The following is a 22,153-nucleotide window of genomic DNA, read 5'->3' as shown; positions in this document are numbered from 1 at the left end:
CTATTTTCATGACACAGAAATTTGACGTCGTAGTGATTGGTGCAGGTCCTGGCGGCTACGTTGCTGCCATCAAGGCCGCACAACTGGGCCTCTCGACTGCTTGCATCGAAAAATACACCGACAAGGAAGGCAAACTGGCACTGGGCGGTACTTGCCTGAACGTCGGTTGCATTCCTTCCAAGGCGCTGCTGGACAGCTCCTGGAAATTCCACGAAGCCCAAGACGGCTTCGCGATCCACGGCATCAACCATGCTGGCGTGACCATGGACGTGCCAGCAATGGTCGGCCGTAAAGCCAACATCGTTAAAGGCCTGACTTCCGGCGTTGCCACCTTGTTCAAGGCCAACGGCGTGACTTCCCTGCAAGGCCACGGCAAGCTGCTGGCTGGCAAGAAAGTTGAAATCACCAAGCCAGACGGCTCGACCGAAATCATCGAAGCCGAGAACGTGATCCTGGCCCCAGGTTCGCGTCCAATCGACATCCCGCCTGCTCCAGTTGACCAGAACGTGATCGTTGATTCGACTGGCGCCCTGGAATTCCAAGCAGTACCTAAGCGCCTGGGCGTGATCGGCGCTGGCGTAATCGGCCTGGAGCTGGGTTCGGTATGGTCCCGCCTGGGTTCCGAAGTCACCGTGCTGGAAGCCCTGGACACGTTCCTGCTGGCTGCCGACACCGCTGTGTCCAAAGAAGCACTGAAAACCCTGACCAAACAAGGTCTGGACATCAAGCTGGGCGCTCGCGTGACCGGCTCGAAAGTCAACGGTGAAGAAGTTGTCGTCAACTACACCGACAAGGATGGTGAAAAAACCATCACTTTTGACAAGCTGATCGTAGCCGTGGGTCGCCGTCCAGTGACCACCGACCTGTTGGCTTCCGACAGCGGCGTGACCCTCGACGAGCGCGGTTATGTGCACGTTGACGATCACTGCGCGACCACCGTGCCTGGCGTCTACGCCATCGGCGACGTGGTGCGTGGCATGATGCTGGCGCACAAGGCTTCCGAAGAAGGCATCATGGTTGTCGAGCGCATCAAGGGCCACAAGACCCAGATGAACTACGACCTGATCCCATCGGTTATCTACACGCACCCGGAAATTGCATGGGTCGGCAAGAACGAACAGCAGTTGAAAGCTGAAGGCGTTGAAGTTAACGTCGGCACCTTCCCGTTCGCCGCTTCTGGCCGTGCCATGGCAGCCAACGACACCGGTGGTTTTGTCAAAGTCATCGCTGATGCCAAGACTGACCGCGTATTGGGCGTCCACGTGATTGGCCCAAGCGCTGCAGAACTGGTTCAGCAAGGCGCGATCGGTATGGAATTCGGCACCAGTGCCGAGGACCTGGGCATGATGGTCTTCTCCCATCCGACCCTGTCCGAAGCGCTGCATGAAGCCGCGTTGGCAGTGAATGGCGGCGCCATCCACATTGCCAACAAGAAGAAGCGCTAAGCGAGATAATAAGAAACCACGGCGGAGTTGCCCGTCGTGAGCCTTGCGCGCAAGACTCACCGCGGAATATCCGCTGGACGCAGTCTTGCGCAGCTTTACGGGCCTTGAGCCCCGCAAGTTGCGCAAGCAGCAGTCACAGGTGGCGCGGCACTCATAATGAGCGCAGCGCCGAATGCGCAGTACCTAACGAAGACGGTAAAAAGCATGAATCTTCACGAGTATCAGGGTAAGCAGCTGTTCGCTGAATACGGCCTGCCAGTTTCCAAGGGCTACGCAGTAGACACCCCGGAAGCAGCAGCAGAAGCTTGCGACAAAATCGGCGGCAGCGAGTGGGTTGTCAAAGCCCAGGTCCACGCCGGTGGTCGCGGTAAAGCGGGCGGCGTTAAGCTGGTTCGCAGCAAAGAAGACGCCAAGGCCTTCGCACAGCAGTGGCTGGGCAAGCGTCTGGTGACTTACCAGACTGATGCCAATGGCCAGCCAGTCACCAAGATCCTGGTTGAATCGTGCACTGATATCGCTAAAGAGCTGTACCTGGGCGCTGTCGTTGACCGTTCGAGCCGTCGCATCGTGTTCATGGCTTCCACCGAAGGTGGCGTGGACATTGAGAAGATCGCCGAAGAAACCCCAGAAAAAATTCTGAAAGCTACTATCGATCCACTGGTTGGCGCTCAGCCATTCCAGGGTCGCGAGCTGGCTTTCCAGCTGGGCCTGGAAGGCAAGCAAGTTGCCCAGTTCGCCAAGATCTTCGTCGGTCTGGCCAAACTGTTCCAGGATCACGATCTGGCCCTGCTGGAAGTGAACCCGCTGGTGATCAAGGCTGACGGCGATCTGCACTGCCTGGACGCCAAGATCAACATCGACGCCAACGCCATGTACCGTCAGCCTAAGCTGAAGACTTTCCACGATCCGTCGCAAGACGATCCGCGCGAAGCGCACGCTGCCAAGTTCGAACTGAACTACGTAGCCCTGGAAGGTAACATCGGCTGCATGGTCAACGGTGCTGGCCTGGCCATGGGTACCATGGACATCGTCAACCTGCATGGCGGCAAACCAGCCAACTTCCTCGACGTGGGCGGTGGTGCTACCAAAGAACGCGTAACCGAAGCTTTCAAGATCATTCTGTCCGACTCCAACGTCGCTGCAGTACTGGTCAACATCTTCGGCGGCATCGTTCGTTGCGACATGATTGCCGAAGGCATCATCGGTGCAGTGAAAGAAGTTGGCGTTAAAATCCCGGTTGTTGTTCGCCTTGAAGGTAACAACGCTGAACTGGGCGCTAAAGTACTGGCAGAAAGCGGTTTGAACATCATCGCGGCTACCAGCCTGACCGACGCTGCTCAACAAGTTGTCAAAGCTGCGGAGGGCAAATAATGAGCGTCCTGATCAATAAAGACACCAAAGTTATCTGCCAGGGTATTACCGGTTCGCAAGGTAGTTTCCACACCCAGCAAGCCATCGAATACGGCACCAAGATGGTTGGCGGCGTAACACCTGGTAAAGGCGGCACCGAGCACCTGGGCCTGCCAGTGTTCAACACCGTGAAAGACGCTGTAGCTGTCACTGGCGCCACCGCCAGCGTGATCTACGTTCCAGCTCCTTTCTGCAAGGACTCGATCCTGGAAGCAGCATTCGGCGGCATCAAGCTGATCGTCTGCATCACCGAAGGCATTCCTACCCTGGACATGCTGGACGCTAAGGTTAAGTGCGACGAGCTGGGCGTAGTCCTGATCGGCCCTAACTGCCCAGGCGTGATCACTCCAGGCGAATGCAAGATCGGCATCATGCCAGGTCACATTCACTTGCCAGGCAAAGTCGGTATCGTTTCCCGTTCCGGCACCCTGACCTACGAAGCTGTGAAGCAGACCACTGACGCCGGTTTCGGTCAGTCGACTTGCGTCGGCATCGGCGGTGACCCGATCCCAGGCTCGAACTTCATCGACATCCTGAAACTGTTCCAGGAAGACCCGAAGACCGAAGCGATCGTAATGATCGGTGAGATCGGCGGTTCGGCTGAAGAAGAAGCGGCTGCCTACATCAAGGCACACGTGACCAAGCCGGTTGTTTCCTACATCGCTGGTGTGACTGCCCCTGCTGGCAAGCGCATGGGCCATGCTGGCGCAATCATCTCTGGCGGCAAGGGCACTGCAGACGAGAAGTTTGCTGCCCTGGAAGACGCAGGCGTTAAAACCGTGCGTTCGCTGGCAGACATCGGCAAGGCTTTGTCCGAGCTGACCGGTTGGGCTGTCAAGTAAGCCTCGCGCTTAGCTGACGCTTCACCAACACAAAGGCCACCTTCGGGTGGCCTTTGTGCTTTCTGAGGTTTAATAAAGATCAAAATGTGGGAGGGGGCTTGCCCCCGATTGCAGTGGGTCAGTTAACAAATACAGTGACTGACACTTCGCCATCGGGGGCAAGCCCCCTCCCACATTTATCTGCATTGCCAGATTAAGTATGAAAACGCGACATAGAGATGTCGCTTATCGGACAGTCCGCCCCGCAACAGTGCGTTCGTCAGCCAATTTCTGTACCCTAGCCGCCTCTTTATGCGTGCGCATCCCAAAAGGAAGCCCCGCGCTAGACCGGTCGGCTCCCATAAGGGCCGGCAGTATTTCCCTCATCCATAGGGAATCCCTCTCTAAATTCCGATTCAGTAGTGTGGTATTTCCCGAAATGAAAGTGTTGAAAAGCCAGGATATCCTGGCGTTGGGCTTTATGACGTTTGCCCTGTTCGTGGGCGCCGGCAACATCATCTTCCCGCCTATCGTTGGTTTGCAGTCCGGACCTCACGTCTGGATGGCAGCGCTGGGCTTTCTGATCACGGCCGTCGGCCTGCCGGTGGTCACTGTGATCGCCCTGGCCAAGGTCGGCGGCGGTATGGACGCGTTGAGCAGCCCGATCGGCAAGATCGCCGGTGGCCTGCTGGCGGCGGCGGCGTATCTGGCGGTAGGGCCGCTGTTCGCCACCCCGCGTACCGCCACCGTGTCCTTTGAAGTGGGCCTGGCGCCGCTGACCGGCGAAAGCCCGCTGGCGTTGTTCCTCTACAGTTCGGTGTATTTCCTGGTGGTGTTCTTCGTTTCCCTGTACCCAGGTCGACTCTTGGATACCGTGGGTCGCTTCCTCGCCCCACTGAAGATCATTGCCTTGGCGATCCTCGGTATCGCTGCATTTGCCTTGCCGGCCGGTGAAGTGGGTGTCGCTACCCCGGAATATGTGGCCGCACCGTTTTCCCAAGGCTTTATCCAGGGCTACCTGACCATGGATACCCTGGGCGCCCTGGTGTTTGGTATCGTGATCGTCAATGCCATCCGCTCCCGTGGCGTCGAATCGCCGAAGCTCATCACCCGTTACGCCATCATTGCGGGCTTGATTGCCGGCGTGGGCCTGGCCCTGGTGTACTTCAGCCTGTTCCGCCTGGGCTCGGGCAGCCATGCCGTCGCCGCCGGCGCGAGCAACGGCGCAGCAGTGCTGCATGCTTACGTGCAACACACCTTCGGTTCCCTGGGCAGCGGCTTCCTGGCCGTGCTGATCTCCCTGGCATGCCTGGTCACCGCCGTAGGCCTGACCTGCGCCTGCGCCGAGTACTTCAGCCGTATCCTGCCGCTGTCCTACAAGGCCCTGGTGGTGATCCTGGCGCTGTTCTCGCTGTTCGTGTCCAACCTGGGCCTGACCAAACTGATTGCCTTCTCGATCCCGGTACTCACTGCGATCTACCCGCCGTGCATCGTGCTGGTGGCGTTGAGCTTCTGCAAAGACTTCTGGCTGGAGCAGGGGCGCATCGTTGGTCCGGTGATGCTGGTGTCGTTCATCTTTGGTTGCATCGATGCGCTCAAGGGCGCTGGCCTCGCGGATTGGATGCCTGCGCAATTGGCCAACCTGCCGCTGAGCGAGCAGGGCCTGGCGTGGCTGGTGCCGTCGGTGATGACACTGGCTGTGGCGTTTGTGGTTGATCGTATGCTCGGCAAGCGTAGCGAAGCCATCGCTTAAACAAGCGGGTTTACGTTACAAGGAAATGCCTCGTATCAATCGATACGGGGCATTTTTTATGCTTATAGAACACGATCCTGTAGGAGCTGGCTTGCCAGCGATAGCGGTGTGTCAGCCAACGTATTCCGTGATTGATATGCTGCCATCGCCGGCAAGCCAGCTCCTACGATCGCTCGTGTTTGCCAAATCGCCGCTTAATAGGACCCGCATGTCGTTTATCGAAACCAATCAAATCCACCTGCTTGCCGCCCTCTGGTTCGTCCTGTGCTGGGGCGGCTACACCCGTTATGCCATCTGGAAAGCCCGCGACACGGCCTGCCTGGCCAGTGTGCTGCATCTGTATCGCGAAGACTGGATGCGCCGCATGCTGCTGCGCGACAACCGCATCGCCGACGCCAGTGTGATCGGCAACCTCGAGCGCAACGCTTCGTTCTTTGCCTCCAGTACCCTGATCATCCTCGCCGGTATTCTCACCGTGCTCGGGGCCTCGGAGCGCGCGGTGTCGTTGCTGGCGGATATCCCCATGGTGCAGCAGGCGTCCCAGGGCATGTCGGAGATCAAGTTGTTGTGCCTGGCGCTGGTGTTCGTCTACGCGTTCTTCACATTCAGCTGGTGCATGCGCCAGTACAACTTCGCGGCGGTGCTGGTGGGCTCGGCGCCGATGATCGGTGAGCGGCATGTGTCGGAACAGGAGCGCAATGCGTTTGCCCTGCGTGCGGCGCGGGTGATTTCCATGGCCGCCAACCAGTTCAACTTCGGCCTGCGTGCTTATTACTTCGGCATGACGATGCTGGCGTGGTTTATCAGCCCCTGGTTGTTCATGTTGATGAGCAGCGGGGTGGTGTTGGTGCTGTACCGTCGGGAGTTTCATTCCGACGTGCTGCAAGTGATGGTGTATACGCAAACGGACGCGCCGCCGCCGGAACCGGCTAAAGAAGTGGGCTAACTAAGGCCTCGAAATAGAAAACCCAGACAAAGTAAAGCCCGCTATCTAAGCGGGCTTTCTTTTTGCAGCCAGGCTATTTCAAGCCGCGGTCTCAAGAACCGGTGGCTGGGGTAGCAGGTGCTGCTTCTTTTGCGGCGGCTGCGTTCGATTCAGCCTGAGCTTTGGCAGCATCGGCGTTTTCTTTCGCCGCGTCGTTCACTTTATCCTGAGCCTTCGCCATATCTTTCTGAGCTTGCTCAGAGTGCGCGGCGGCGTCTTGGGCTTTGTCTTCGGATTTCTTGTCGCAGGCAGCGAGACCGAGGGCAGCGGCGAGCATCATGGAAATAGCTAAAGTCTTGCGCATGGGTGTTTCTCCTTATTGAAGATATCTACTGGCCTTTCGAGCATGGCGGTTCGGCATTAGTTCCTTTTATTCCATAGATATATAAATCGCTGACTAACCGGAACTTTTGCCCACCCACCCCTTCCGCGAATCAACACTAATAAGAGTCTGGAACGAATGACCGAAAATCCCCTGTTAGAGCGCGCGACGCGCTTTGTTTCGGCCTTGCGCCATTGTCAGGTGCTGGGCATTACCGCTCATCAGGCCAGCGAGGAGGGCATCACCTTGATCATGCCCTACGCCACGCATTTAGTGGGTGATCCCCAGTCGGGGGTGATCCATGGCGGCGCGCTGACTTCTCTGATGGACACCGCCTGCGGCATGGCCACCCTGTGTGTGCTGCCGGAATTCGAAGTGTGCCCGACCCTCGACTTGCGCGTTGACTACATGCATCCCGCTGCGCCCCACAAACCCGTGTATGGCTTCGCCCAATGCTACCGGGTGACCACCGACGTCATCTTCACCCGCGGCTTTGCCTTCCAGGATGACCCCCAGCAACCCATCGCCCATGTGGTGGGCACGTTCATGCGCATGGGCAAACGCCTCAGGGGCACACAAGGATTGGGCAGCGCGATAAAGGGAGAACAGGCATGACGCACCGATTCAAGACCCGCCTGGAACAGGCCCATGAGCGCGGTGATTACGAGGCGCTGCTCAACCTCATTCCTTACGCCAAGCTCATCGGCATTGAATGCACGCGACTGGGGGATGAATTGCTGTTCCGCCTGCCGGCCAACAAGGACAATATTGGTAACCCCATATTGCCGGCGCTGCACGGCGGCGTTATTGCGGGCTTCATGGAGCTGTCGGCGGCGCTGTACCTGCTGGTGTTCACGGGCGCGCCGGGCATCCCGAAAATCATCGACTTTTCCCTGGATTACCTGCGCGCCGGGCAGTTTCGCGACACCTATGCCAAATGCCAGGTGTGGCGCCAGGGTCGACGGGTGGCGAACGTGGCTATCACCGCCTGGCAGAGCACGGCCGCAGAACCTATCGCCACCGCCCGCGCGCATTTCAAGATCGAGGAACAGAGCCGCCCTTGAAATCCTGGTCTTAGCCCCCAACTTTGATGACAACCCGCCGCCAACCCTCAAGGGCGCGGCCACTGCCATCCAATTGGAGTTTGATGACCATGAGTGTGGAAACTCAAAAGGAAACCCTGGGCTTCCAGACCGAGGTGAAGCAACTGCTGCACCTCATGATCCATTCGCTGTATTCCAACAAGGAAATTTTCCTTCGCGAATTGATCTCGAACGCCTCTGACGCTGTCGACAAATTACGTTTCGAAGCCCTGTCCAAGCCTGAGTTGCTGGAAGGTGGCGCCGAACTGAAAATCCGTGTGAGCTTCGACAAGGACGCCAAGACCGTCACCCTCGAAGACAACGGCATTGGCATGAGCCGCGAAGACGCGATTACCCATTTGGGCACGATCGCCAAATCCGGTACCGCTGATTTCATGAAAAACCTGTCGGGCGACCAGAAGAAAGACTCGCACCTGATCGGCCAGTTCGGCGTGGGCTTCTACTCGGCCTTCATCGTCGCCGACCAAGTGGAAGTGTTCAGCCGCCGTGCCGGCCTCGACGCCAGCGAAGGCGTGCATTGGTCGTCCAAAGGTGAGGGCGAATTCGAAATCGCCACCATCGATAAGGCCGACCGTGGCACCCGTATCGTTCTGCACCTCAAAGACGGTGAAGACGAATTCGCCGATGGCTGGCGCCTGCGCAACATCGTCAAGAAGTACTCCGACCATATCGCCTTGCCGATCGAGCTGCCGAAAGAACAGGCGGCTGCCGAAGGCGAAGAGGCGCCTGCCCAGGAATGGGAAGTGGTCAACCGCGCCAGCGCGCTGTGGACCCGTCCGCGTACCGAGATCAAGGACGAGGAATACCAGGAGTTCTACAAGCACATCGGTCACGACTACGAAAACCCGCTGAGCTGGAGCCACAACAAGGTCGAAGGCAAGTTGGAATACAGCTCGCTGCTCTACGTACCGGCCCGTGCCCCGTTCGACCTGTACCAGCGTGAAGCGCCGAAAGGCCTGAAGCTGTACGTACAGCGCGTGTTCGTGATGGATCAGGCGGAATCCTTCCTGCCGTTGTACCTGCGCTTCATCAAAGGTGTGGTCGACTCCAACGATTTGTCTCTGAACGTGTCGCGGGAAATCCTGCAGAAAGACCCGATCATCGACTCCATGAAGTCGGCGCTGACCAAGCGTGTACTCGACATGCTGGAAAAACTGGCGAAGAACGAGCCAGAGCAATACAAAGGCTTCTGGAAAAACTTCGGCCAGGTCATGAAAGAAGGCCCGGCGGAAGATTTTGCCAACAAAGAAAAAATCGCTGGTTTGCTGCGTTTTGCTTCGACTCACGAAGAAGGCGGCGAGCAAGTGGTGTCCCTGGCCGAATACCTGGCACGTGCCAAGGAAGGTCAGGACAAGATCTACTACCTGACCGGCGAAACCTACGCTCAGGTCAAAAACAGTCCGCACCTGGAAGTCTTCCGCAAGAAAGGCATCGAAGTGCTGCTGCTGACCGACCGTATCGATGAATGGCTGATGAGCTACCTCAACGAGTTCGACGGCAAATCCTTCGTCGACGTGGCCCGTGGTGACCTGGACCTGGGTAACCTGGATTCCGAAGAAGAGAAGAAAGAAGCCGAAGAAGTCGCCAAGGCCAAAGAGGGTCTGGTTGAACGGATCAAGGCGTCCCTGGGCGAGGCTGTCAGCGAAGTGCGGGTTTCCCACCGTCTGACCGACTCCCCGGCGATCCTGGCCATCGGCGAAGCGGACTTGGGCATGCAAATGCGCCAGATCCTCGAAGCCAGCGGCCAGAAGGTGCCGGATTCCAAGCCGATCTTCGAATTCAACCCGGCTCACCCGCTGATCGAGAAACTCGACGGCGAGCAAAGCGAAGAGCGGTTTGGCGACCTGTCGCACATCCTCTTCGACCAAGCGGCCCTGGCCGCTGGCGACAGCTTGAAAGACCCGGCCGCCTATGTGCGCCGCCTGAACAAGCTGTTGGTTGAACTGTCGGTTTGACCCTGACGTAGAAAAACCCGCTTCGGCGGGTTTTTTCGTTCTAGTGCACCTCAACTGGAGTAAATGATGAGCCAAGTCACAGTACGTTCCGTGGTCTATCAGATTGATGGCCAGTCTTACGAAAGCCGTCTCGCGTTCGATGCCAGCCACAAGGGCCCGCTGCCGGGCCTGCTGATGGCGCCGAACTGGATGGGAGTGAGTGCGGGTGCCGAAGAGATCGCCAAGAGCGTGGCCAGCAAGGGCTATGTGGTGCTGATTGCCGATTTGTACGGACAGACCGTGCGTCCGTCGAATGGCGATGAAGCCGGTGCGGCGATGATGCCATTGAAGAATGACAACCCGAAGCTGCTCAAGCTCATGCAAGCAGCGTTTGAGCAATTACAGGGCCAGGCTGAGGTGGATACCTCGAAATTGGCGACCTTCGGCTTTTGCTTCGGCGGCTTCTGCTCGCTGGAACTGGCGCGGACCGGTGCATCCTTGAAGGCGGCCGTTTCGTTCCACGGCACCATCGACACCCAGAACCCGGCCGGTGCCCAGCACATCAAGGGTTCAGTGCTGGTGCTGCATGGCGCGTCCGACCCACTGGTGCCGAAAGCGCAACTGCCTGCCTTCGAAGATGAAATGAACGCGGCCGGTGTGGATTGGCAACTGCTGAGCTACGGCGGCGCGGTGCATTCGTTCACCGACCCGCATGCGAATGTGCCGGGCAAGATGATGTATGACGCGAAGACCTCTGCGCGGGCGTTCCAGTCGATGCATAACTTGCTGGATGAAGTGTTCAAGGGCTGATGGCCTCATCGCTGGCAAGCCAGCCCCTACACAATCCCTGTAGGAGCCGGCTTGCTGGCGATAGCTACCTCACCGGCAACTCAATTCTTTCAGACTCACCCGGCACCGTCGGCCAATCCCCAGCCGCCCAGCGTTGCCTGGCTTGTTCAATTACCGCTGGATCACTCGCGACAAAATTCCAGTTGATCCGCCGCGGCCCATCCAGCGGTGCGCCGCCAAATACCACCAAGTGGCAATCGCTCTCGGCGAACAGCGTCATCTCCTGTCCGGCGGGCAAGACCACCAGGCTGTGTACCTCAAGCGCCTCACCGTCCAACTGCGCTTCACCCTCCAGCACATACACCGCACGTTCCTCATGCTCATCCGGAATCAGCAGCGTCGTGGCCGTCTGCATCTGTACCTCGGCGTACAGGGTGGGCGACAGTACCGGCACCGGCGACTTGAGGCAAAACCCATTGCCCGCGATCAAGCGGATCTGCACGCCCAGATTGTCACTCACCGGCAGGCTGGCTGCCGGGTGATGGCTGTAATGTCCCGGCCCTGTCTCGTGGTCCTTGGGTGAGGCCAGCCACACTTGCAACCCATGCAGGCTAAAACCGCTGGCCTTGAGCGGCTCAGGGGTGCGTTCGACATGGGCAATCGCGCTGCCGGCCGTCATCCAGCTCACATCACCGGCCTGCACCACCTGATCCGAACCCAGGCTGTCCTTGTGCTGCAGCGCACCTTCAAACAAATAGGTGAGGGTCGACAGCCCGATATGCGGATGCTGGCGGATATTCATGCCATCGCCCGGTGCATAACGAGTGAGCAGCATATGGTCGAAGAACACAAAAGGCCCGACGCTGCGGCATTCCCGCGACGGCAGCGGGCGCAGGATCGGTTGGCCTTCGACATCTTCGGGGCGAGGGCGGATCACGGTGAGGGTGGTCATGGTGCGTCCCAGTCTGAGCGGGTTAGATGCTGCTGAGCATAACCCGCTCGGTAGGATGTTGCCGCTATTGGCTGAAGGCGCCTTCCGACAGCTTTGTCTCGATGGTGACTTCAGCGGTGGTCATCAGCTTGTGCACCGGGCAGCGATCTGCCACACGGTGCAGTTCGTCGCGTTGCTCGTCGGTGAGCACGCCCTTGAGCGTCAGCTTGACGTTGAGCTTGTATTTGCCCTTTTGCTCTTCGGTGGCGTCGTGGGTGACTTCCACAGTCACGCCGGTCAGCGGGATGTCTTTCTTCTGCGCGTAGAGCTTGACCGTCAGCGCTTTGCACGACGCCAGCGCGGCATCGAAGTAGTCATGGGGGGAGGGCGCCGAATCGTCGCCGCCCAGGCTTTTGGGCAGGTCGGTAAACAACTCATGGTTATTGATATTGACGCTATGACGGAAGTTGTCCTGGTTCAGGGTATTCACGGTAACAGGCATGGTAAACCTCACAAGGTGGCAGGATGAAGGTCATGCAGTTATAGAGCATGCTGGCACTTCGGTGTTCCGCGTTTTTTGCCGGATGAACCCTGGCAGCGTGAGCAAGGTCTACCCGTATCAGCCCTTATCGAGGTTTTATCGTGCCCTTGACCCGCCTGACGCTTGCCCTGTTGCTCACCGCCAGCAGCCTTGCTGCGCAGGCCCGCGACTATGCCTACAGCGACGCGCACCTGCATTACGTGGATTTCTTCCAGGAAACCGCGGGCATGGACAAGCTGCTCAAGGCCATGGCCGACAGCCGCATCGAGCATGTGATGATTTCCGGTATCCCGGTCGCCAAGAAATGGCACGAAGACGAACCCAAGCGGCCGCGTTACTACGCTGGTGATGATGCCGATGCCTACTGGTACAGCGCCACCGATGTGATTGTGGCCGCAGCGGTCAATAAACTGAGCCCAGAGCAACGCCAGTATTTTCATCCGTTCCTGTCCGGCTTCAATCCCAACGACAAGAACTCCGCCGCCCATATCCAGCGCATGTTCGACCTCAATCCGGGGCTCTGGCAGGGCATCGGCGAAGTCTTCACGCGTCATGACGACCTCACGGCCATCACCGCAGGCGACACCCCGCGTGCCAATAACGAAGCCATGACCCGCATCTATCACCTGGCGGCAGAAAACGACCTGCCGGTGATGCTGCACTCCAACATCACCTCCAAGCGCGAGCGCAATCCGCTGTACCTGGCTGAAGTGGAAGAGCCGCTGCGCAACCATCCGCACACCCGCTTTATCTGGGCCCACGCCGGCACCAGCAAGGAAATCCACCGCCATCAGGTGCAGATGGACTTTTTGCTGCCGACCCTGAGCCGCCTGCTGGAGGCTTACCCCAACCTGTACATCGACCTGTCCTGGAGCATGCTCACGCCGTATTTGCTGGATGACGCAGGGCAGCCGCGCCCGGAGTGGGTCAAGCTGGTGGAGCGGTTCCCGGAGCGGTTTATGCTGGGCTCGGACGTTGTAGGGCGGTTCAACAAGCTCGGTAAGGAAATGCGCCGCTTCGACCCGTTCCTGGATGCCCTGCCGGAGGACGTCGCTCGCAAAGTCGCACGGGACAACTTTTTGGCGATCCTGCCTAAAGCGCCCCGCGATGGTGTGGCACGTTGATATCGCGTTTTCGTCTTACGCAAAACGAGCAATAGGCCGATACCTTTCAAGAGCCAGCTGCAAATGGATGCAGCGCAATTGGAAGGAGCCAAGGCATGAGTATCAGAAGTCTGAATATCGCCCCGCGCGCGGGCTTGGGGTTTGGCCTATTGGCGTTGATGGTATTTGCCCTGGGCGGCTTTGCCCTGTTGCAGATGGCCAATATGCGCCAGCAATCGGACCAGGTGGAGAATAACTGGCTGCCCAGCGTGATGGCGGTGGGGCAGATGAGTCAGGACTTGCTGCGTGTTCGGGCGCTGACCTTGCGCCTGCTGGTCAACCGCGATTCCCAGGCGCTGGCGCAGAACGAACAGAAACTGGGCGAGCTGAAAAGCGGCCTGCATCATGCGCAGACCCTCTACGAGGCGCTGATTGTGCTGCCCGAGGAACGCACGCTGTTTGATCGCTTCAAGGCCCAGGAGCAGCAATACCTGCAACGCCAGGAGCAGGTCATGGGGTTTTCGAAGGCCAACCAGCTGGAAAACGCGATCAGTGTGGTCAATGGCGAGATGAACCAGATCGCCGATGAAATGGCCACGACCCTGCACGAACTGGTCAACCTCAACAAAGCCAATGCCAATCAAGCTGCAAGCTTGGCGCAAAGCGTGTTCAGCCAGTCGCGCAGCTGGGTGGTCGGCATGATCGTGCTTACGGCGCTGATTACCATCGGCCTGGCAGTGTGGCTGACACGCAGCATCGTGTTGCCCCTGGCCCAGTCTCTGAAAGTCGCCCAGGGCGTGGCCAGTGGCGATCTGACCGGCGAGATCCATGTGAGTGGCAATGATGAGCCGGCGCGCCTGCAGCAGGCGCTCAAGGGTATGCAGGAGAACCTGCGCGATACCATCCGGCGTATCTCCGAGTCGTCGAACCAGTTGGCGTCCGCCTCGGAGGAGCTTAGCTGCGTGACTGAAGACGCCACCCGTGGTTTGCACCAGCAGAATCAGGAAATCGAGCAGGCCGCCACGGCGGTGAACCAGATGACGGCAGCCGTGGAGGAGGTGGCAAGCAACGCAGTGGCCACGTCCCAGGCGTCCCGCGAGTCCGACCGCATTGCCCAGCATGGGCGCGAGCAAGTGCATCAGACTGTGGTGTCGATCGAGGCGCTGGCCACTGACGTGACCGACAACGTGACGCAGGTCGAGGACCTGGCGCAGAAGGTTTATGGCATCAGCAAGGTGCTGGACGTAATCCGCTCGATTGCCGAGCAGACCAACTTGCTGGCGTTGAACGCGGCGATTGAAGCGGCGCGCGCCGGGGATGCTGGGCGTGGGTTCGCGGTAGTAGCCGACGAAGTGCGGGCTTTGGCTCATCGCACCCAGCAGTCGACCCAGGAAATCGAGCAGATGATCAGCGGGATCCAGCAAGGCACCGATCAGGCGGTCAGCTCGATGCAGCAGAGCAATACGCGAGCACGCTCGACCTTGGATATCGCCAAGTCGGCGGGCACGGCATTGGAGGAAATCGCCTCGGCGTTCACCTTGATCAATGAACGCAACCTGGTGATCGCCAGCGCATCCGAGCAACAGGCGGCGGTGGCGCGGGAGGTGGATCGCAACTTGATCAACATCCGCGACCTGGCGCATCAGACATCGACCGGGGCGAATCAGACCAGTGCGGCGAGCCAGGAGTTGTCGCGCTTGGCGGTGGACCTGAACACGATGGTGGCGCGATTTTCGGTGTAGGGCCGGGTACCGAGTTGGCGCTATCGCAGGCAAGCCAGCTCCCACAGGGGAATGCGTTTCAAATGTGGGAGCTGGCTTGCCTGCGATGAAGCCGACTCGGTCTCAAATCCATTACCCACAAAAAAGCCCCGAACCAGTCGGGGCTTTTTCATGCAATCAAGCTACAGGTCTTACTGACCCTGCCAGCGTTTCAGCACCAGGGTAGCGTTAGTGCCACCAAAGCCGAAGCTGTTGCTCATCACGGTGTCGATTTTTGCATTCTCAACGGTCTTGGTCAGGATCGGCATGTCAGCCACCACCGGATCAATCTCGTCGATGTTCGCCGAACCGGCCATGAAGTTGCCTTCCATCATCAGCAGGCAGTAGATCGCTTCGTGAACGCCAGCGGCGCCCAAGGAGTGACCGGACAGGCTCTTGGTAGAGCTGATGGCCGGAGCCTTGTCGCCGAATACCGCACGCACGCCTTCCATTTCCTTGGCGTCGCCGACCGGAGTCGAGGTGCCGTGGGTGTTCAGGTAGTCGATTGGGGTATCTACAGTGGACATGGCCATCTGCATGCAACGGATGGCGCCTTCACCGCTTGGGGCAACCATGTCGTAGCCGTCGGAAGTGGCGCCGTAGCCGACGATTTCCGCGTAGATCTTGGCACCACGGGCCAGAGCGTGTTCCAGCTCCTCGACCACCACCATGCCGCCACCGCCGGCGATGACGAAACCGTCACGCTTGGCGTCGTAGGCGCGGGAGGCCTTTTCCGGGGTTTCGTTGTACTGGGTGGACAGTGCGCCCATGGCGTCGAACAGGAACGATTGGCTCCAATGTTCTTCTTCACCGCCGCCGGCGAACACGATGTCCTGCTTGCCCAACTGGATCTGCTCAACCGCAGTACCGATGCAGTGTGCACTGGTGGCGCAGGCGGAGGAAATCGAGTAGTTCACGCCCTTGATCTGGAAAGGCGTGGCCAGGCAGGCCGACACAGTGCTGCCCATGGTCCGCGTGACACGGTACGGGCCGACACGCTTCACGCCTTTTTCGCGCAGGATGTCCAGCGCTTCCATCTGGTTCAGGGTCGATGCGCCGCCGGAGCCGGCGATCAGGCCGGTGCGTACGTTCGAGACCTGGTCTTCGCTCAGGCCGGAGTCGGCGATTGCGTCTTTCATCGCCAGGTAGGCGTAGGCGGCAGCGTGGCCGACGAAGCGATAGATCTTGCGATCGATCAGCTCTTCGAGGGGCAGGTCGATGGAGCCGGAAACCTGGCTACGCAGACCCATTTCGGCATATTCCGGGTTGAAGCGGATGCCAGGGCGACTTGCACGCAGGTTAGCGGTGACGGTCTCTTTGTCATTGCCCAGGCAAGAAACAATGCCCAGACCAGTGATAACGACGCGGCGCATGCGGATAACCCTTAAAAGTTGTCAGTGGATGTGAATACGCCGACCCGAAGGCCTTCGGCAGTATAGATCTCGCGACCGTCGACGCTCACCGAACCATCGGCGATGGCCAGGTTCAGCTTGCCCTTGAGGACGCGCTTGATTTGAATGTTGTAGGTGACTTTCTTGGCGGTCGGCAGGACCTGGCCAAAGAACTTCACTTCGCCCGAACCCAGGGCACGACCGCGGCCCGGCAGGCCTTGCCAGCCGAGGAAGAAACCGACCAGCTGCCACATGGCGTCAAGGCCCAGGCAGCCTGGCATCACAGGGTCGCCTTCGAAATGGCAGGCAAAGAACCACAGGTCCGGGGTGATATCCAGCTCGGCGACCAATTCACCTTTGCCGTACTTGCCACCCTCTTCGCTGATATGGGTGATGCGATCCACCATCAGCATGTTCGGGGCGGGCAGTTGCGCGTTACCTGGGCCGAACAGCTCACCGCGACTGCAGCGCAGCAGGTCTTCCCGAGTAAAGGCGTTTTGTTTGGTCATGCGAGCTCCTCAATAATCCCATGCGGCAGGGTAGGGTAAATCTTCCCGAACCGAATGAAGCGTTCATGCCTCATGTCGGCAGCCTACACATAGACTATTGCGTTGTAGTGAAAGTCACAGCGGCAAGGCACTGAATGTACACTTGTTCACTGAAATTTTAAACCGGGCCTGTTTATGGGCCCGTTCGGGTGCCTAAGACTGCCGCACTTTCGCCTTTCACGCCAGTCGGAGTTGGCTGATGGCGCGGCGCTATTGCACCCAACGCTGCAGGATTTGCTGCAAATCCGTGCGTTTGAACGGCTTGGCCAGGTAATCGTTCATTCCCGCTGCCAGGCAGGCTTCACGGTCGCCCTGTAAAGCGTTGGCGGTCAGGGCGATGATCGGCAGATCGGCACAGCCCGGTAACTGACGGATTTGCCGGGTGGCTTCATAGCCGTCGATGACCGGCAGCCGACAATCCATCAGGATTGCGGTGAAAATCAGGCTCTCGGCGCTGCGGATCGCTTCGGCGCCGTCGGTGGCCAGGCTCACTTCGAAGCCCAGGCTGCGCAGCATGGCCTCAACCACCGTGCGGTTGACCGGGTTGTCTTCCACCAGCAGCACATGACGACCATCACCCGCGCCGGCTTTGCCGTCGGCGTCGCTGGCAATCGCCGGCACGCTGTGCTGGTCGATGGCCAGGGGAATTTCCAGGGTAAACACCGAGCCGCGGCCTTCTTCGCTCTGGGCACGCAGGGTGCCGCCCATGCGTTCGGCCAGGGTGCGGGCGATGGGCAGGCCCAGGCCGGTGCCGCCGTAACGTCTTGAAATGGAACTGTCAGCCTGCTGGAACGCGTCGAACATCGCCTCCAAGCGTTCGGCGGAAATGCCTATGCCGCTGTCACGCACGGTGCACGTGAACCACACCAGTTCATGGTCGAGGGTCTGCCAGTGGGGCTCGACACTGACGCTGCCGTGCTCGGTGAACTTCAAGGCGTTGCCGATCAGGTTCACCAGGATCTGGCGGATCCGCGTCGGGTCACCCTGCACCTGCAACGCGTCCATCCCCAGCGGGATCGCCAGTTTCAGCGCCAGCCCACGTTGCTGGGCGCTGTGCTGGAAGGCCTGCGCGCAACTGTTGATCAGGTCCGCCAGGTTGAACGGAATATGCTCCAGTTCCAGGGCGGCGCGTTCGATCCGCGAGAAGTCGAGGATATCGTTGATCACCTTGAGCAAATGCTCGGTGGACTCCGAAGCCAGTGCCGCGTATTCGGTCTGCTCCTCGGTCATCTCAGTAGTTTCCAGCAACTGCAACATGCCCAGCACGCCATTCATGGGCGTGCGCAGTTCATGGCTCATCATCGCCAGGAAATCCGACTTGGCGTTGTTGGCGCGCTCAGCTTCTTCGCGGGTCTGGATCAACTGGGCCATGGCCTGCTGTTGTTCGCGACTGGCCTGGTTGAGGCCTTCGGCAAGGTTGTTGATATGCCGCGACAGGTCGCCCAGCTCCGAGTCATCCACAATCGGCAGCGGCGTCTGGTAGTCACCTTGCTGGATCGCCTTCACCGCGTGGCCCATGGCGCTGATCGGCTGGGACAGGCTGGCGGCCAGGCGCCGCGCGAGCAGGAAGGTAAACAGCAGGGCAAACAGCGCGAGGATGCCGGCCTTGAACAGGATCTCCTGCTGGCGCTGGCTGAACGCGTCGTTGGACATGCCGACGATCACCCGGCCCAGGTAATCCGCGCGCGGTGCCTTGGATTCGTTGAGGTTGTCCTGGAAGAAATCGTTACCCAGTTGAATGTGTTGCAGACGAATCGGTGCCTGGAACACTTTCACCGACAGTGAGCGGTCGTGCTTCTCCGACGGTTGCTCGACATACACCAGGATATTCTCGCTGCTGTCCTGGATCTCCAGGAAGCGCACGTGCGGCGTGGCCAACGTCGCGCGCAACAGGCTGTCGAGCACGTCATTGTTGCCGGAAATCACCCCGTATTCGGTGGCCGGCGCCAGTTGGTTGGCGATCAGTTGGCCGGTGTGGTCCAGTTCCTGGCGCAAATCCTGGATACGCACGAAGGTGAAGAAGCTGATCAACAGCAACGTCAGCAACAGCGCCGGGCCCAGGGTGATGAGCTGGGTACGGGTGTTGATGTCCCAACGACGACGCAAGGTCATGGGCGTTTTTCTCCTTCGGCCAATCGGGTGGCGACGCTGGCTTCGTCCACCTGTTCGATCCCCAGTGAGCGCGCGACTTGCGGGTTGCCCACGACTTTGAAGCGATCCGGGTACAGGGAGCGCGGCCAGTTGGCCGGCGAATGGTCGAGCAGACGGTCAAGCACGGCCAGCCAGTCAGCCTGGTCGCTGTAGGTGCTGGCCAGGCTGCCGGCCCGTACGAAGCCCGCGTTCGGGCCTATCAGCGGCAATTGCTGGGCGTAACTGCTCAGCAACAGGTTCTTCGCGGTTTTCGGGTTGTACAACTGCGGGTCGTCGAGGCCGAGCAGCACGTCACTGTTGCGGAACAGGTTTTGGAGCGGTCGACTGTCATTAATGTTGTCCCAGAGCTGGGGCACGATCTCCAGGCCTAGCGAGGTGGAGTGCTGTTTCAGCTCGGGCAGCAGGAATTCGCTGTCGGCGCCATAAAGCACGCCGATACGCCGCGCCTGCGGCAGGATGCCCGCGATCAGGCGCAATTGGCGATCCAGCGGCGGGTCGCTCCACAGCAGGCTAATGCGTGGGTGCGGCATGCTGCCCAGGCGCTGATGGGCTTGCAGGCGGCTGATGCGCAGCACCAGGGTCGGTGGGCCCTGAGGCTCTTGCAGGCGCCAGTCGAGGCCGGGCAGGTCAAGCAGGATCAAGCGGGTGGTTGCCGGCAGGCGGCCGGGTGCCGGCAAGTCTTTGAGGGCCGTAAAGGTGACACGGTCTTCGGGGCGTTGCTGTGCCAGGGCCTGGGCAAAGGCTTGCACACCGGCACCGTCTTCAGCGGCGGTCAGCAGGATATCGGCGCTCCATGCCGGCGCGGCCAACAGCAGGCAGGCGAGCAGCACGGCACGCCGCCAGAGCCGAGTGATCAACACGCCAGTCATCCGTGACGAGTCGCCCATGTCAGAACTCTAGCTCTGCACTGAAGTAGAGCACGTGGCGATGGTCATAATTGTTGTCGGCCCAGGTGGTGGGCTGGTTGTCGAGGCGTTCTTGCAACATGCCGGCCAGCTCCACGTTGGCTTTGCCCAGGGCAATGCGCTTGGCGACCCGCAGGTCGACCCGTTCGAAGCGATATTGGTTGAGTGCGTCATCGCCATAGTAGAACAGCGCGCTGGACCAACCCTGGCCCCACTCACGCAACCAGCCGGCGGAGCCACTGTTGCGCGCGGTCTGGGCTTTGTCCAGCGGGTTGCTGGTGCTGGCGTCGACGTAAGCATAGGTGAGCCGCAGGCGGTCGGCGTTGCTCACACGCCAGTCGAATTGGGACTCGGCGCCGGTAAACCGGGCGCTGTTGGCGTTGCTGGCAATGTACTGGTTATTGCGCAGCGGCGAGCTGATCATGTCGGTGATCTCGTCGTAGAACAGTTTCACGTCCATGTTCAGCCCGATGTCGGCAAAGAAGCCGTTGTACCCCAGTTCCCGTGACTTCATCATCTCTTTATCGAGGTTTCCCGGGCCCCGGGTCTTTACGAAGTATTGCCCAGTGGTCTGCCCGTAGGCCGGGGAGCTGAGGTTGGTGACGCGGTAGCTCCAGTTGACGTTGTTCTCGAACATGTCCGGCGAGCGGATCGCCTCGGAGTACACCGCACGCAGGCCGTGGCGCGGGTTGATCAGGTAGTTGACCGCCACCCGTGGCGTCAGCGAGTTGCCGCTCAGGTGGGTGTCTTCATACATGGCGCCGCCCTGCAGCAACCAATGCTCGCTGGCGCGCCACTCCAACTGGCCGAACAGGCGCCAGGTGGTGTCGTCCAGGGTGCCGTTGAAGTAAGTGTCGGAGTCGGCGCGGTCATAGCGGTAGTTCATGCCGCTGACCAGGCGCAGGCTGTCGGACAGGCTGAGGGTGTCTTGAATCTCCAGGTCGTAGCGGCTTTCGCGGGTGCTCTGGTCGATGTCGCCGCACACGCTTTGACTGGCACCGTCGCGCCACTGTTGCAGCACCTGGTTGGCCAACGCCTGCTCGGCTGCGCTGCCCGGTGGTGCGCTGCCCTGGCTGTAGGTGTCCATGTGCCGGGCCAGCAGTTCGGCGTAGTTGGGATTCATCTGCCACAACTGGGTCAGCTCGGGGCTGAACGAGACCTTGGCGTCACACGCCTTCCAGATTTGCTGGCGGTCCCACTGCTGGGCCGAGCCCTGGATATACAGACTGTGATCCGGGTTGAAGTCGAAGTTCCAGCGCAGGGAGCCGGCATAATCCTTGGCGGTGACGTCGGAATTGTTACCGCCCTCGGTGATCCCGGCAAAGACCGGGCTGTAGGTATACGGTCGCTGGTTGGTGCCTTCCTTCGCATCCAGTTGCAAGTCGATGCTTTGCTGCGTGTTCAGCGTCTGGCTGATCGCCAGGCTGAAGCGGCTGAGGCGGCGGCTGTCACGACGGTCGGCCCCGGATGCATCGCTGTCGAAGCCGTCGTCCTGTTGCCCGGACAGGGACAGGCGCAAGTCGCCGGTTTCCCAGCCTGCGCCCTGGCTGGCATAGAAATCATTGATGCCGCGTTCGCCGCGTACCACTTTTACCCGCGTGCCGTGGCTGTTGGCCGGCGAGCGCGTAAGAATGTTCACCACCGCCATCAAGGCATTGGCGCCGTAGCTGACGGTATTGGGGCCACGGAACACTTCGATGCGCTCGATATCCTCCATGGCCACCGGAATGTCGCTCCAGTCCACGGTGGCCAGACCCGCGCGGTACACCGAGCGGCCGTCGATCAACACCTGCATGCGCCGCGCATCGCTGGCACTGGTGCCGTGGTAGTTCACCGCTGCCTGATTGCCGCTGGTGTAGCCGACCATCATCCCCGGCACAAGGCGCAGCAACTCACTGATATCCCGCGCGCCACTGGCTTTGATCAGCTCGCTGTCGATCACGGTCATGCTGCCAGGCACTGCGGCGGCCGATTGCTTGAGGCGCGTGGCCGTCAATACCTGGGGTAGCGGCTGGCTGTCGAGGAACAGGTCGTCGGCCATGGCAGGCGCGCAGCACAACAGCATCAGCCACAGAGATGAACGGGGAGGAGGGCCCAAATACACGGCACGGCCTTGATAATTGCGGATAGCCGCCCATGTTAACTGAGGTGGGGCCTTTTGCCAGTCGCCGGACTTGCAATTACTCCATGTAAATGTGGCATTTTCCGACAAACGCACGAATTGATACGGGGGCTGGCCGCCAGCGGGTCGGCCCGTATAA

19 protein-coding genes and 1 pseudogene are annotated in these 22,153 nt (G+C 59.8%); 12 read left to right on the top strand and 8 right to left on the bottom strand.

Annotation, left to right across the window (positions count from 1 at the left end; translation table 11 throughout):
* The first annotated feature begins 8 nt into the window (after positions 1-8).
* The 5 genes from lpdA (at position 9) to EJ576_RS21290 (ending at position 6,375) form a co-directional block, all read left to right on the top strand.
* Positions 9-1,445, top strand: coding sequence for a dihydrolipoyl dehydrogenase (gene lpdA, locus EJ576_RS21310; RefSeq protein WP_122725266.1), 1,437 nt, complete (start codon positions 9-11; stop codon positions 1,443-1,445).
* A gap of 204 nt (positions 1,446-1,649) precedes the next feature.
* Positions 1,650-2,816 (top strand): ADP-forming succinate--CoA ligase subunit beta, encoded by a 1,167-nt coding sequence (gene sucC / locus EJ576_RS21305; RefSeq protein ID WP_016979559.1) that lies wholly within the window; start codon positions 1,650-1,652, stop codon positions 2,814-2,816.
* A complete protein-coding gene (gene sucD, locus EJ576_RS21300; protein WP_126571016.1) occupies positions 2,816-3,697 on the top strand; it encodes a succinate--CoA ligase subunit alpha in 882 nt (293 codons plus the stop codon). The genes sucC and sucD overlap by 1 nt, the downstream gene beginning before the upstream one ends.
* 418 nt (positions 3,698-4,115) lie before the next feature.
* A complete protein-coding gene (gene brnQ, locus EJ576_RS21295) occupies positions 4,116-5,429 on the top strand; it encodes a branched-chain amino acid transport system II carrier protein (protein WP_123477008.1) in 1,314 nt (437 codons plus the stop codon).
* A 208-nt stretch (positions 5,430-5,637) separates the two neighbouring features.
* Positions 5,638-6,375 (top strand): DUF599 domain-containing protein, encoded by a 738-nt coding sequence (locus EJ576_RS21290; protein WP_122725269.1) that lies wholly within the window; start codon positions 5,638-5,640, stop codon positions 6,373-6,375.
* A gap of 91 nt (positions 6,376-6,466) precedes the next feature.
* Here EJ576_RS21290 and EJ576_RS21285 read toward each other — a convergent pair whose 3' ends face one another.
* A complete protein-coding gene (locus EJ576_RS21285; RefSeq protein WP_012723095.1) occupies positions 6,467-6,718 on the bottom strand; it encodes a hypothetical protein in 252 nt (83 codons plus the stop codon).
* A 156-nt stretch (positions 6,719-6,874) separates the two neighbouring features.
* On the opposite strand from EJ576_RS21285, the gene EJ576_RS21280 reads away from it, so the two are divergent.
* From EJ576_RS21280 to EJ576_RS21265, 4 genes are all read left to right on the top strand, one after another.
* Positions 6,875-7,351 carry a PaaI family thioesterase gene (locus tag EJ576_RS21280; protein WP_028615717.1) on the top strand — a complete coding sequence of 159 codons (477 nt, stop codon included), beginning with the start codon at positions 6,875-6,877 and terminating at the stop codon, positions 7,349-7,351.
* Positions 7,348-7,800, top strand: a complete 453-nt coding sequence (locus EJ576_RS21275; protein WP_028615718.1) for a PaaI family thioesterase — start codon at positions 7,348-7,350, stop codon at positions 7,798-7,800. The genes EJ576_RS21280 and EJ576_RS21275 overlap by 4 nt, the downstream gene beginning before the upstream one ends.
* An 89-nt stretch (positions 7,801-7,889) precedes the next feature.
* Positions 7,890-9,794 carry a molecular chaperone HtpG gene (gene htpG, locus EJ576_RS21270; protein ID WP_122725505.1) on the top strand — a complete coding sequence of 635 codons (1,905 nt, stop codon included), beginning with the start codon at positions 7,890-7,892 and terminating at the stop codon, positions 9,792-9,794.
* A 66-nt stretch (positions 9,795-9,860) separates the two neighbouring features.
* The gene (locus EJ576_RS21265; RefSeq protein ID WP_122725277.1) at positions 9,861-10,583 is read left to right on the top strand and encodes a dienelactone hydrolase family protein; all 723 of its coding nucleotides are present in this window, start codon (positions 9,861-9,863) and stop codon (positions 10,581-10,583) included.
* Positions 10,584-10,647: 64 nt separating this feature from the next.
* Here EJ576_RS21265 and EJ576_RS21260 read toward each other — a convergent pair whose 3' ends face one another.
* Both EJ576_RS21260 and EJ576_RS21255 read right to left on the bottom strand, forming a co-directional pair.
* The gene (locus EJ576_RS21260) at positions 10,648-11,514 is read right to left on the bottom strand and encodes a pirin family protein (protein ID WP_122725279.1); all 867 of its coding nucleotides are present in this window, start codon (positions 11,512-11,514) and stop codon (positions 10,648-10,650) included.
* 64 nt (positions 11,515-11,578) lie between these two features.
* Positions 11,579-11,995, bottom strand: a complete 417-nt coding sequence (locus EJ576_RS21255; RefSeq protein WP_033897639.1) for an OsmC family protein — start codon at positions 11,993-11,995, stop codon at positions 11,579-11,581.
* A gap of 140 nt (positions 11,996-12,135) precedes the next feature.
* Between EJ576_RS21255 and EJ576_RS21250 the strand changes: the two genes are divergently transcribed.
* From EJ576_RS21250 to EJ576_RS30295, 3 genes and pseudogenes are all read left to right on the top strand, one after another.
* A complete protein-coding gene (locus tag EJ576_RS21250; RefSeq protein WP_126571015.1) occupies positions 12,136-13,158 on the top strand; it encodes an amidohydrolase family protein in 1,023 nt (340 codons plus the stop codon).
* A 95-nt stretch (positions 13,159-13,253) separates the two neighbouring features.
* Positions 13,254-14,024 (top strand): annotated as a pseudogene (locus EJ576_RS30300) (MCP four helix bundle domain-containing protein); the annotation flags it as partial.
* Positions 14,016-14,879: a methyl-accepting chemotaxis protein gene (locus tag EJ576_RS30295; protein ID WP_371923951.1), complete on the top strand. Its 864-nt coding sequence runs from the start codon at positions 14,016-14,018 to the stop codon at positions 14,877-14,879. The pseudogene EJ576_RS30300 and the gene EJ576_RS30295, both read left to right, overlap by 9 nt.
* A 170-nt stretch (positions 14,880-15,049) precedes the next feature.
* On the opposite strand, the gene fabB is transcribed toward EJ576_RS30295, so the two are convergent.
* The 5 genes from fabB to EJ576_RS21220 form a co-directional block, all read right to left on the bottom strand.
* The gene (gene fabB, locus EJ576_RS21240; protein WP_016979549.1) at positions 15,050-16,270 is read right to left on the bottom strand and encodes a beta-ketoacyl-ACP synthase I; all 1,221 of its coding nucleotides are present in this window, start codon (positions 16,268-16,270) and stop codon (positions 15,050-15,052) included.
* 11 nt (positions 16,271-16,281) lie between these two features.
* Entirely contained in the window at positions 16,282-16,797 is a 516-nt protein-coding gene (gene fabA, locus EJ576_RS21235; protein WP_010211704.1) for a 3-hydroxyacyl-[acyl-carrier-protein] dehydratase FabA, read from the bottom strand.
* A 249-nt stretch (positions 16,798-17,046) separates the two neighbouring features.
* Positions 17,047-18,948, bottom strand: a complete 1,902-nt coding sequence (locus tag EJ576_RS21230) for an ATP-binding protein (RefSeq protein WP_123477016.1) — start codon at positions 18,946-18,948, stop codon at positions 17,047-17,049.
* Positions 18,945-19,874 carry an ABC transporter substrate-binding protein gene (locus EJ576_RS21225; RefSeq protein WP_122725288.1) on the bottom strand — a complete coding sequence of 310 codons (930 nt, stop codon included), beginning with the start codon at positions 19,872-19,874 and terminating at the stop codon, positions 18,945-18,947. The genes EJ576_RS21230 and EJ576_RS21225 overlap by 4 nt, the downstream gene beginning before the upstream one ends.
* A gap of 1 nt (position 19,875) precedes the next feature.
* Positions 19,876-21,996: a TonB-dependent receptor domain-containing protein gene (locus EJ576_RS21220; RefSeq protein WP_323625025.1), complete on the bottom strand. Its 2,121-nt coding sequence runs from the start codon at positions 21,994-21,996 to the stop codon at positions 19,876-19,878.
* Positions 21,997-22,153 lie beyond the last annotated feature (157 nt).

The sequence above is a fragment of the Pseudomonas sp. C 49-2 genome (assembly GCF_003970195.1).
GTDB lineage: Bacteria > Pseudomonadota > Gammaproteobacteria > Pseudomonadales > Pseudomonadaceae > Aquipseudomonas > Aquipseudomonas canadensis.
Note: the sequence above shows the minus strand (reverse complement) of the source record. Positions and strands in the feature narration are given on the sequence as shown.

Bases quoted from the DNA above. Each gene is read 5' to 3' on its own strand.
- lpdA (WP_122725266.1), top strand. From the start codon at position 9: ATGACACAGAAATTTGACGTCGTAGTGATTGGTGCAGGTCCTGGCGGC.
- EJ576_RS21225 (WP_122725288.1), bottom strand. From the start codon at position 19,874: ATGGGCGACTCGTCACGGATGACTGGCGTGTTGATCACTCGGCTCTGG.
- sucC (WP_016979559.1), top strand. From the start codon at position 1,650: ATGAATCTTCACGAGTATCAGGGTAAGCAGCTGTTCGCTGAATACGGC.
- EJ576_RS21260 (WP_122725279.1), bottom strand. From the start codon at position 11,514: ATGACCACCCTCACCGTGATCCGCCCTCGCCCCGAAGATGTCGAAGGC.
- EJ576_RS21290 (WP_122725269.1), top strand. From the start codon at position 5,638: ATGTCGTTTATCGAAACCAATCAAATCCACCTGCTTGCCGCCCTCTGG.
- EJ576_RS21275 (WP_028615718.1), top strand. From the start codon at position 7,348: ATGACGCACCGATTCAAGACCCGCCTGGAACAGGCCCATGAGCGCGGT.
- EJ576_RS21280 (WP_028615717.1), top strand. From the start codon at position 6,875: ATGACCGAAAATCCCCTGTTAGAGCGCGCGACGCGCTTTGTTTCGGCC.
- EJ576_RS21230 (WP_123477016.1), bottom strand. From the start codon at position 18,948: ATGACCTTGCGTCGTCGTTGGGACATCAACACCCGTACCCAGCTCATC.
- EJ576_RS30295 (WP_371923951.1), top strand. From the start codon at position 14,016: ATGCAGGAGAACCTGCGCGATACCATCCGGCGTATCTCCGAGTCGTCG.
- fabB (WP_016979549.1), bottom strand. From the start codon at position 16,270: ATGCGCCGCGTCGTTATCACTGGTCTGGGCATTGTTTCTTGCCTGGGC.
- EJ576_RS21255 (WP_033897639.1), bottom strand. From the start codon at position 11,995: ATGCCTGTTACCGTGAATACCCTGAACCAGGACAACTTCCGTCATAGC.
- sucD (WP_126571016.1), top strand. From the start codon at position 2,816: ATGAGCGTCCTGATCAATAAAGACACCAAAGTTATCTGCCAGGGTATT.
- EJ576_RS21265 (WP_122725277.1), top strand. From the start codon at position 9,861: ATGAGCCAAGTCACAGTACGTTCCGTGGTCTATCAGATTGATGGCCAG.
- brnQ (WP_123477008.1), top strand. From the start codon at position 4,116: ATGAAAGTGTTGAAAAGCCAGGATATCCTGGCGTTGGGCTTTATGACG.
- htpG (WP_122725505.1), top strand. From the start codon at position 7,890: ATGAGTGTGGAAACTCAAAAGGAAACCCTGGGCTTCCAGACCGAGGTG.
- EJ576_RS21285 (WP_012723095.1), bottom strand. From the start codon at position 6,718: ATGCGCAAGACTTTAGCTATTTCCATGATGCTCGCCGCTGCCCTCGGT.
- fabA (WP_010211704.1), bottom strand. From the start codon at position 16,797: ATGACCAAACAAAACGCCTTTACTCGGGAAGACCTGCTGCGCTGCAGT.